General features: G+C 73.3%; 8 protein-coding genes. All 8 read right to left on the bottom strand.

Annotation, left to right across the window (positions count from 1 at the left end; genetic code table 11):
- Positions 1-96 precede the first annotated feature (96 nt).
- Positions 97-1,080, bottom strand: a complete 984-nt coding sequence (locus AB0E77_RS33770; RefSeq protein ID WP_361578703.1) for a carbohydrate kinase family protein — start codon at positions 1,078-1,080, stop codon at positions 97-99.
- Positions 1,081-1,118: 38 nt separating this feature from the next.
- Entirely contained in the window at positions 1,119-2,342 is a 1,224-nt protein-coding gene (metK, locus tag AB0E77_RS33765) for a methionine adenosyltransferase (protein ID WP_361578700.1), read from the bottom strand.
- Between the two features lie 133 nt (positions 2,343-2,475).
- Entirely contained in the window at positions 2,476-5,928 is a 3,453-nt protein-coding gene (locus AB0E77_RS33760; protein WP_361578697.1) for a condensation domain-containing protein, read from the bottom strand.
- Positions 5,929-6,285: 357 nt separating this feature from the next.
- Positions 6,286-7,275, bottom strand: a complete 990-nt coding sequence (locus tag AB0E77_RS33755; RefSeq protein WP_361578694.1) for an SRPBCC family protein — start codon at positions 7,273-7,275, stop codon at positions 6,286-6,288.
- Positions 7,276-7,368: 93 nt separating this feature from the next.
- On the bottom strand, positions 7,369-8,121 hold the full coding sequence (locus AB0E77_RS33750) for an alpha/beta fold hydrolase (protein WP_361578691.1): 753 nt from the start codon (positions 8,119-8,121) through the stop codon (positions 7,369-7,371).
- A 203-nt stretch (positions 8,122-8,324) separates the two neighbouring features.
- The gene (locus AB0E77_RS33745; protein WP_361221284.1) at positions 8,325-9,146 is read right to left on the bottom strand and encodes an AfsR/SARP family transcriptional regulator; all 822 of its coding nucleotides are present in this window, start codon (positions 9,144-9,146) and stop codon (positions 8,325-8,327) included.
- Between the two features lie 334 nt (positions 9,147-9,480).
- The gene (locus AB0E77_RS33740) at positions 9,481-10,152 is read right to left on the bottom strand and encodes a ScbR family autoregulator-binding transcription factor (protein WP_361578688.1); all 672 of its coding nucleotides are present in this window, start codon (positions 10,150-10,152) and stop codon (positions 9,481-9,483) included.
- Between the two features lie 142 nt (positions 10,153-10,294).
- Positions 10,295-10,515, bottom strand: a 221-nt coding sequence (locus AB0E77_RS33735; protein WP_361578685.1) for a hypothetical protein, incomplete at its 5' end; no start/stop codon positions are given.

Raw genomic sequence — 10,515 nt, 5'->3', positions numbered from 1 at the left:
GCGCCTGGAGCATGGTGCCCATCGCCCCGTCGGCGACCACCACACGGGTGGCGAGTGCCTCACGCAGGGCGGACACACGGGTCCGGGTGTCGGCGTTCATGACTGCTCGCCCAGGAGGGCCGCGAGTGGCTCGGCCGCACCGGGTCCGTAGGCCCGCTCGACGATGCCGGCGAGCCGCACCGGGTCGACCTCGTGGGCCTGCGACCCCACCGCGCGGAGGGCCACGGAGGCCAGGGCGCACCCCAGCCGGGCCGCGTGCTCCGACGGCACGCCGTGGCTGATGGCGGCCAGGAATCCGGCGCGGAAGGCGTCGCCGCCGCCGGTCGGGTCGGCCGGCTCCACACCGGGGACGGCGGGGACGGTGAGGGGGGACGCTCCGGCGCGTTCGACGCGTACGCCCTCCGCGCCCAGGGTGGTGATCCAGGTGCCGACGGCCTCGAGGACCTCGCCGCGGCTCCAGCCGGTGTGCTCCGTCAGCAGCGCGGCCTCGTACTCGTTGGTGAACAGCCAGGTGGCGCCGTCGACCAGGTCGCGGACCTGGCCGCCGTCCAGGCGGGCCAGCTGCTGCGAGGGGTCGGCCGCGAAGGGGATGCCGAGGGCCCGGCACGCGGCGGTGTGCCGCAGCATCGCGGACGGGTCGTCGGGCGAGATCAGGACCAGGCCGGGGCGTTCGGCACCGGTGAGGAGTGCGCGCAGATCGATCTCGGACGCCTCCGTCATCGCCCCCGCGTAGAACGAGGCGATCTGGTTGGCGTCCTCGTCCGTGATGCACATGAAACGGGCCGTCTGCCGTTCGGCGGAGACGTGCACTCCGCCGGTGTCGACGCCGTGCTCCTTCAGCCACACCGCGTACTCGGCGAAGTCCGTGCCGACCGCCCCGACCAGCAGGGGCGACAGCCCGAAGCCGCCGAGTCCGTAGGCGATGTTGGCCGCCACCCCGCCGCGGCGCACCTCGAGCCGGTCGACGAGGAACGAGAGCGAGACATGCGCGAGCTGGTCGGGGAGCAGCTGGTCCGCGAACCGCCCGGGGAAGACCATCAGATGGTCGGTGGCTATGGATCCTGTCACCGCGATGCGCACGGGAACTCCTTCGATCGCTTCGGTCGCTGGTGCCGGGCTCAGAGGCCCGCGGCTGCCCGGAGCGGCGCGGCGCGGTCGGTGCGCTCCCAGGTGAAGTCGGGCAGCTCGCGGCCGAAGTGGCCGTAGGCGGCGGTCTGGGCGTAGATCGGGCGGAGGAGGTCGAGGTCGCGGATGATCGCGGCCGGGCGGAGGTCGAAGACCTCGGTGATCGCCTTCTCGATCTTCTCGGTCTCGACCTTGTGGGTGCCGAAGGTCTCGACGAAGAGGCCGACGGGCTCGGCCTTGCCGATGGCGTAGGCGACCTGGACCTCGCAGCGGGCGGCGAGACCCGCGGCGACGACGTTCTTGGCGACCCAGCGCATCGCGTACGCCGCCGAGCGGTCGACCTTGGACGGGTCCTTGCCGGAGAAGGCGCCGCCGCCGTGGCGGGCCATGCCGCCGTAGGTGTCGATGATGATCTTGCGGCCGGTCAGGCCGGCGTCGCCCATCGGGCCGCCGATCTCGAAACGGCCGGTGGGGTTGACCAGCAGCCGGTAGCCCTCGGTCTCCAGTTTGATGCCGTCCTGCGCGAGCCGGTTGAGGACGTGACCGACGACCTCCTCGCGGATGTCGGGGGTGAGCAGCGTCTCCAGGTCGATGTCGGAGGCGTGCTGCGTGGAGACCACGACCGTGTCCAGCCGTACGGGCTGGTCGCCGTCGTACTCGATGGTGACCTGCGTCTTGCCGTCCGGGCGCAGGTAGGGGAGGGTGCCGTTCTTGCGGACCTCGGTGAGGCGGCGGGACAGCCGGTGGGCCAGCTCGATGGGCAGCGGCATCAGGTTCGGCGTCTCGTCGGTCGCGTAGCCGAACATCAGGCCCTGGTCGCCCGCGCCCTGCCGGTCCAGCTCGTCGATGTCCCCGCCCGCGGCGGCACCCTCGACCCGGGACTCGTACGCCGTGTCGACGCCCTGCGCGATGTCCGGGGACTGGGCGCCGATGGACACCGAGACGCCGCAGGAGGCGCCGTCGAAACCCTTGGCAGACGAGTCGTAGCCGATCTCGAGGATGGCGTCGCGCACGAGTTGGGCGACCGGGGCATAGGCCTTCGTGGTGACCTCGCCGGCGACGTGCACCTGTCCGGTGGTGATCAGGGTCTCCACCGCGACGCGCGAGGACGCGTCGTCACGCAGCAGCGCGTCGAGGATGGTGTCGCTGATCCGGTCGGCGATCTTGTCGGGATGCCCCTCGGTCACGGACTCCGAGGTGAACAGTCGACGGGACATGTCTCTCCAGATGGTTGCGGGTCCACAGCACGAACGGCGTCAGCGACCGGGCAGGGTCACCCGTGCCACAGCCACGATGCAGAACGGCGAACGAGGGACTCTCGAACAGTGACGGAACAGGAGTGGACCGGTGTCACACCTCGGCCGCGGCGGCGTCCCGCAGGGCCCGGGCGAGCGCGCGGGTCCGCTCCTGTTCGTCCTGGTCCGCGGCGGCTCCGGCGAGCACCACCCGCGGCGGGCGGCCGCCGTCCTCCGCGATGCGCAGGGCGAGGTCGCAGGCGCGGACACCGGCACCGGAGAATCCGGCCAGCAGCAGGGGCCGGCCGGCGCCGAGCGCCGTGAGGGCGCGCCGTATCCCGTCCGGGCCGGTGCCGGCGGTGAGCAGCAGCAGTTCCTGCGGCCCTGAGTAGCTGCCGGCCAGCAGGTCGTAGCAGGTCTCGGGGGCGCCCGGCGGCGGGATCAGACAGATCGTGCCCGCCCGGTCCCGGCGTGCCGCCCGCAGGGTGACCAGCGGGGGGTCTCCGCCGGCCCCGGTCAGGGGCGGTACGGCACTGTCGTCCAGCAGTGCCAGAACCTGGCCGACGGTGGTGGTCTCGCCCGCGGACATGGGCAGCGTGCGCAGCAACAGGGCGCTCTGTGCGAGCAGTTGGGCGGCCTCGTCCTCGTCCAGCAGGGCCCGGTCGTGCACGCCGGTGAGGACCAGGCCGCCCGCGCTGTCGTGGTGGGCGAGCAGTCCGACGGGCAGGACCGAGCGGGCCGGCAGGGTGTCGGGGAACTCGGCGTGGATGCCGTGCGCGGCGAGTTCGGCCTCCAGTCCGTCCAGCGGATGCGGCGGGTCCTCGAAGACGATGAGGGTGTCGGGATCGGCGTCGGTGCCGCTCCAGGTCCGTATCCAGTCGGCCGGCACCCATTCGTAGGCCGCCATGTCCAGGGCGCGGTCGCGCAGTTGCCGCAGCAGCCGCGGCACGGTGCCCGCCGGGTCGACCTCGACGGTCATCGGCAGCGGGTTGCGCAGCGGTCCCGGCATCCGGGCCACGCCGTCGAGCGCGATGCCGCGGCCCGACACGGTCACCGCGAAACAGACCGGGGCCGGGCCGGTGGCGCCCGAGGCACGGTGGATCAGCATCGCCCACACGGCCTGGAGGACGCTGCTCTCCGCGCTGCCCCAGGTGCCCGCCCAGCGGGCGAGGCGGGTGGTCTCCACGGGGTCCAGGCGCAGCCGGGCCCGGCCGACACCGGTCGGACCGGCCGGCGCGGCGGACCGTCCTGGCCGGACCGGCCAGGAGGCCGCGCCGTCGGACGCCGCGCTGCGCGCCCAGAAGCCCCTGGCCGGTCCGGGGTCCTGGGCGGCGGCCCAGGCGGTGTAGTCGCGCAGGTCGGGGCGGCGTTCACCACCGGGCAGGGTGCCGCCCGCCAGGTAGGCGCGGTAGAACTCGCGCAGCAGGAGGTGCGCGCTCCAGGTGTCGAGCAGCGCCCGGTGATAGGTGACCAGGATCCGGGTGGGCGTGACGGGATCCGCGGTCCGGTTCTGCTCCGTCTCCAGCAGGGTGAGCCGCAGCGCGCCGGGGCGGCGAAGGTCGAAGCCGCGCAGCCGGTCGCGCTCCAGGAAGGCGGGCCAGTCACCGTCGGGGAAGGCCCGGCGGGTGATGTCCGGTACGACCCGCTCGTGCGTGACGAGCATCGGTTCGGTCCCGTCCGTGAACGCGGTGCGCAGCACGCTCTCGGCGTCGAAGACCGACTGCCAGGATTCGGTGAAGCGGCGGATGTCGAGGGGGCTGCGCCAGACCCAGACGAGCTGTTCGACGTGGCGCCCGGTGCCGGGCCCCGCGTCGCCGCCCGTGTACAGCGCCGACTGCTGGGGGGTGGCCCGGAAGGCGCGCGGTATCGGTGCCGCGGGTGCGGCGGCCAGCTCCTCCAGCAGCTCCCGCAGCAGTTGCGCCAGGGCACCGGCGGAGGTGCCGGTGACGTCGTCCGCGGCGTCGCCGGCCCACTCGAGACCGATGTGCAGCCTGCCGTCGCGGACCCCGGCCCGCGCCTCGATGCGGTGGGCGGGCCGGTGCCGGGCGGGGCCGGGCAGCGCCCCGCCCGGCCCGTCGAGGGGCACGTCGAGGGTGAGGCAGACCCGGGCGGGGGCCAGGTCGCGCAGGGTACGGCGCAGCGCCGGGTCGTTGCTCCACTCACGGCAGGCCCCGAACCCCGCACCGCCCGCGGCGCGGCCGGCACAGGCGGCCAGGGGCCCCGCGAGGGCCGTCAGCCGGCCGAGGGGGCCGGAACCCGGTGCGAGGGTGAACTGGACGGGGTACGGCTCGGCCAGCCGCCCCACGTGATGCCGCAGGGCCCGCCGCTCCTGACGCGGATCGCTGCGTACGTCGAAGCAGACCTCGTCGGCGCCCTGCCAGCGGGCCAGGGCGAGCGCGAACACCCCGGTCAGCACCTGTCCGGTGGTCAGCGCGAGCCGCCGGGCGAGCCCTTGCGCGATCCGTTCGGTGAGGTCCTCGTCCAGGGCGAAGCCGGTGTGCCGGACGCCGGGCGGGGTCCGGTCCGGTACGGGCCCGGCCTCTTCTCCCGTGCACCCGGTGTCCGGTCCGGGCGCCGGCGCGTCGGTGGGCCGGTCCTTCGTCCCCGTCGCGCTCACGTCCGTCCGGCTCTCGCCGTCGGCGGGCGGGGCGGCCTGCTCGGTCCGCCGGCCGGACTCCCCCGGGTACGGGGCGAGCCGGCGGACGCCGGCCGCCTGGGACCTGCGTTCGGCGACCAGGCTCCAGTGCTCGGCCTCGGCGGAGTCACCGGCGAGCTCCCGCAGTTCGGCGACCCAGTCGGCCAGAGCGTCCGGCTCGCCCGGCTCGCCCGTGTCGCCCGGGCCGTCCGGGCCGTCCGTTTCGGGCCGGGGCCGTCCCGGAGCCTTGCCGAGCGCGGCGGTCAGGTCGTCGAGCAGGATCCGCCAGGACCCGGCGTCCACGGCCGGCGCAGGGGCCACCAGGGCGATCCTGTCGGCCCGCGGTCCGTCCGTACGGCGGTCCCTGGCGAGCAGGCCCCGCAGCTGGACGCCGGCGTCCGCGTCGAGCGTCCGGCCGGCCCGGTCCACGAGCGCGGCGAACTCGGCCTCGCCGGTGAACTCGCCCTCCACCAGCAGCTCTTGGTCCGGCTCGGCTCCGTCCCCGGCGCCCGCTGCGGCACGGCCGCCTGCCGCGTCGAGCCGGGACCGCAGCTGAGGGTGCGCGGCCACGACGGTACGCAGCGCCTCGCGCAGCGCGTCCGCGTCCAGGACGGCACCGGCCTTCGCACCCGTCGCCGGGGGCCCGGGCACCTCGATCACCATCGCCTCGTACCGGCGCTCCCCCTCCCGTGCGAGCGTCGCACACTGTGCGGGGGTCAGCGGCCGGTCGGACAGCGGCTGTTCGGTGAGGCGGTCGGCGATGCGGCCCACGACGAACGCGACGGGCGCGCCCTGGGGCGCGGTGAACCGCAGGGTGTGGTGGTCCGGCCCGTGCCGCAGCAGCCGGTGCCGCCAGCCGGCCCGGTCCGGGTCACCGGCGGCCGGCTCGTCCAGCAGCCGTTCCAGCGCGGCCTCGTCGTGGGGCCCGTGCACCTGAAGGTCCCACTGTGCCGGCAACGGAGGGTGTCCCGGGTCGACGACCACGGAGACCGGCGCATGCGGGTGGCGGGGAGACGTCATGATGCCCCGGGGCCCGCGGTCCGCCGCGCGTGGCCGGCTGCCCGGACCGCGCCGTACTGCCTCTCTCCCATCACGGCCTCCTGACCTGCCTGCGTCCACAGCGGTGCAGATGAGCACGCTATGGGCAGTCGCGCCCGAAGTCCGTTATCCCGAGCGGGTGTACAGCGGGGTCCGAGCGTGGCCCTAGAACGGGCGGGGGCGGCGGCGCGGAACGCGGGTCTGCGGGGGCAGAGGGCGGAGCGGTCGGCGGGGGCCGGGGGGCGCCTCGCCTCAGACGCACTCACCCACGGCTCCGCCACCGCCTGCCGCGGTCGCCGGGACCAGCATGCGCACCGCACGCTGCGCGTGCTGCCGGGCCAGGGTGAGCAGGGTGGTGCTGGTGCGGCCGAGCATCGCCCGTACATGGCGACGCGCTTCGGCGAGGTCGGCGTCCCGGCCCAGCACCAGGGGGATGTCCTCCTCGCGGAGCACGACGGTCTGCTTCGAGGTGATGGTCGTGCCCGTCTCGTCCGGGACGACGGACCATTCACCGGCGTGCGCCTCCAGCAGCGGAAGGGGCACCGTCTGCTTGTAGACGATCCGGCCCGCGTGCGGGAAGCAGATCCGTACCGCCGCGGTGGTGAGGGAGCCGTTCTCGGTCAGCCGGTCCAGCGTCATCCGCTGCACTCCGGGCGCCTCCTCGGTGAGGGCGACCCGGGCGACGTCGGGCACCAGCTCGGGCCAGCCCTCGGCCCGGTACAGGAAGTCGTAGGCCGGCTCGGCCGGGCCCTGGAAGCGGATCGAGTCCTCGACGGTCAGCATCAGATCGTCCAGGCGCGTCCACCGCTCGGCGAAGCCCTTCAGCTCGGCGAGCTGCGCGCGGATGGCGAGGCTCGCGGCCCGCTCCGTCCACTCCGTGCGAGGCAGGTCGGCGACGCCGACGCGCAGTTCCAGATCGGTCTCGCGCGGGCCCTCCGGCCGTACGCTCAGCACGCCGCGCACCGACTCCAGAGGAGCCCCGGGCAGCTTCGGCCGGATCTTCAGGCGGCGCTTCACCGGGTCCAGGTGCCGCCAGGTCGTCCACGAGTTCACCTGGCCGTCCACGAGACACCACATCCGCAGGCGTTCCCACTCCCCGTCGGACTCCAGGCACTCCGCATGGATGATCTGGGAGCAATAGAGTGGCAGCTTCGCCCCGTCTGCGACCACCGCGTAGACCACCCCGGCGGGCGCGGAAACATGGACGTGATGCGTCGTGCTGCCGGCACACTCACCAGACATCTGAACACCTCTCTTTGCGCAGTGCGCCGCCCGGACGCGGGCCCGGACCGGACGGCAGGACGAGAAACCCGGTCCGACGGCCGGAACACGGCATCAGCCGACGGGCGCGGGCTCCTCGACGAGCCGGCGGACGACGCGGCAGGCCCGGCCCAGGAGCCGGGGCAGCTCGCGGCCTCCCCGTACGAAGAAGTGCCTCCCGGGCACGGTGCGCGACCAGACGGGTCCCTCGGTCCACCGGCGCCAGCCGTCGACCGTCGAGGCGGGGGCCAGCGGGTTGTCCTGCGAGTCGACGACGAGCACCGGAGTGGTCAGCGGGCCGGCCGGGGAGGACCTGCGGGCCGCCTCGTGCAGGTCCTGGGCCAGCTCCAGCTCGGCGCGGAGCACCGGCAGCATGGCCCGCAGCAGGATCCCTTCGTCGCTGCCGGGCGGCACGGCGCCCTTGCCGCTCAGGGCATGCAGAAGTTCGTCGTCGGTCGCCCGGCGGACGTCCGGCAGCTGGGGCGGCACGTGCGGCGGTGAGCAGGCGCCGACGGCGAGGAGGGCGGGGCCCGGCAGGCCCAGGTCGTGCAGGGCACGCGTCACGGTGAGCGCGATCACCGCGCCCAGGCCGTGCCCGTACAGGACGTACGGGCCGGGTTCCGGCTCGGTGAACTGCGGCAGGACATCGGCGAGCAGTGCCTCGTGCGTGGTCGCCCGCGGCTCGGTCCGCCGGCTGGTGAATCCGGGCAGGCGGACCGGTACCGGTTCCACACCCGGTCCGACGCTCGCGGCCCAGCCCTCGAAGACGGAGACGCCGTCACCGGAGTGTGCGAAACAGTGCAGCCGTACCGGCTGTTCGATCGGCATGGCACCCTCCTCTACGTCCGCTCCAGATCCCGCCGGGGCGGAATCCGAGAATCTCCGAGCGGCCTCGAATCACACTCGAGACCGAACCGAGCCGGGACTCGGGGCGCGATGTGATTCCACGGCAGAGGAATGGCGGCGGCGAAATCGGAGACTTCCGATTCGGACCGTGCCGGAACGTGAACGCGATTGTCGGGGAAAGCTCCTCAGGCCGCGTACCGGTCGAAGGTGGAGCCGCGGCGCGGTCCGGCCACCACGTCGAGAGCGGGATCGACCGCGAGCATGGCCTGGTGCAGCCGCTGGAGCTGCGGCGAGGGCTCCACGCCGAGCTCCTCGATCAGCCCCTCGCGCAGCTTGCGGTACACGTCCAGGGCGGAGGCCTGCCGGCCGGACCGGTACAGGGCCACCATCGCCTGCGCGTGCAGGCCTTCGTGCTGGGGGTTGCGGGCGATCAGGTCGGTGAGTTCGGCGATCAGTTCCGCGTGCCGGCCGAGCCGCAGGTCCGCGTCGATGCGCCGCTCCACGGTCACCAGCCGGGACTCCTCCAGCCGCGTGACCTCGATCGCCAGGACCGGACCGAGCCGCAGGTCCACCAGCGCGGGCCCCTGCCACAGGGCGAGCGCCTGCCGGAAGCAGCGGGCGGCCCGCTCGTCGTCGCCCTCCTCGAAGGCCTCCTGGCCCTCGGCGACCAGACGCTCATAGGTGTGCACGTCCACCGACTCCGGGGGGATCTGGAGCAGGTAGCCGCCGTGGCGCGTGGCCAGAATGTTCTTCGCCGCGCCCGGGGCGTCGGGCCCCATCGCGGTGCCCAGGCACCGGCGCAGCTGCATGATGTACGTCTGGAGGGTGGTCATGGCGCTCTGCGGCAGCTCCGTCCCCCAGATCTCCTCCATCAGCGTCGATACGGGTACGACGCGGCTCGGATACAGCGCGAGCAGGGCGAGAACCTGTCGTGGCTTCCCGGCGGTCGGGACGATCGAGTCCCCGTTCACGGCGGCACACAGCGGACCCAAGACCTGAATCTCCATGGTTCCCTCCGTTCGTCGTCGGGCACTCCCGATGGCGGAAAGTCGTCGGCAAACGTGCACGCTAGCCGCACCCGCACCGGAGGCACCGGTTCCTTCAGCGGCATTCGAGCAATCCTCAAAGAACGACAAACATCACCGTGTTCGAGAAACGCATAAGAACACCCGGAGGAAAAGACGAGGAAATCGGGAGGGCTACTCGAAAATCCTTCATCCCCCGCACACGGCGACCCAGAGGGACATTCAAGAACGAGAAAAGCCCGCACATCCGGTATTTATCAAAGGGGACGTCCGGCTCTCCCCGATGCCGCGGCAGCGACCGCCGCGCCCGCGCCCGCTATCGCTCGGGGCGCGGTACCGGCCGCTGCCGCGGCTCCGCGGACGTGGCGGCGGGCGGCCGCGAACCGGAGCTCACCACCGCACCCCGGTTCCGGTCGCCGGTGAGCCGCGGCAGCATCACCTCCCAGAACCGGGTGACGTTCTGCCGGGAAAGCCAGGCCGCTTCCCCGCCGCCGAGCACCTCCATGCCCACGGTGGCCGCGACGACGACCCGGGCGGCGTCCGCCCAGTGCACCCCCTCCGCGAGCGCACCGCTGCGCTCGGCCCGGCGCAGGCTGTCCTCCACCCAGAGCTGCCACTGCCTGCGCAGCGGCGAGGTCGCACGGCGCCCGATGTCACCGGCGAGCTCGAAGCCGCCACGGACCACGACATCCTGCGCCAGGACACGCATCAGCTCGTGCGTGGCGTCCACCACGGCCTGCAAGGAGTCACCCTGCTGGGCCCGTGCCGCCTCGGTGAGCCGGCGTACGGTCTCACCGGCCTCCTCCTCGACCGCCTCGGCGAGCACGCCCTTGGTGGCGAAGTGGAAGTGCAGCGCCCCACTGCTGACACCGGCGCGTGCGCTGATGGCGCCCAGCGACGCAGGAACGAAGCCCACCTCGGCGAACACCTCGGCCGCAGCCTTGATCAGCGAACGCCGCGTGCGCGCGGCTCGCTCCTGTTTGACCATGCGGACAGAATAACAAACCGCATAGACGGTTTCATGTAGTGCTCAGTATGTGAATGCGCATCGCTCCGCATCGGCCAACGACGGAGGGGCCGCCATGTGACGGCCCCTCCGTCGTTCCTCGGTCTTTTCCCGCCCGCCCGGCTTACGGCAGCACCGCCTGGTCCCCGGCCGGGGTCTTGACGGAGTCGAGCAGGAGCTGGGCGACGTCGACGACCTGGATGGACTCCTCGGCCTTGCCGCCCGCGGCGGAGCCGCTGGCGGATCCAGCCTTCTTGCCGTTGACGGAGTCGGTGAGCATGACGAGGCAGAAGGGGCAGGCGGTGGAGACGATGTCGGGGTTGAGGGAGAGGGCTTCGTCGACGC

The organism is Streptomyces sp. NPDC032940 (assembly GCF_040636935.1).
In the GTDB taxonomy this organism is placed as follows: domain Bacteria; phylum Actinomycetota; class Actinomycetes; order Streptomycetales; family Streptomycetaceae; genus Streptomyces.
The sequence above is the reverse complement of the archived record's forward strand: the minus strand, read 5'-3'. Positions and strand labels throughout refer to the sequence as shown.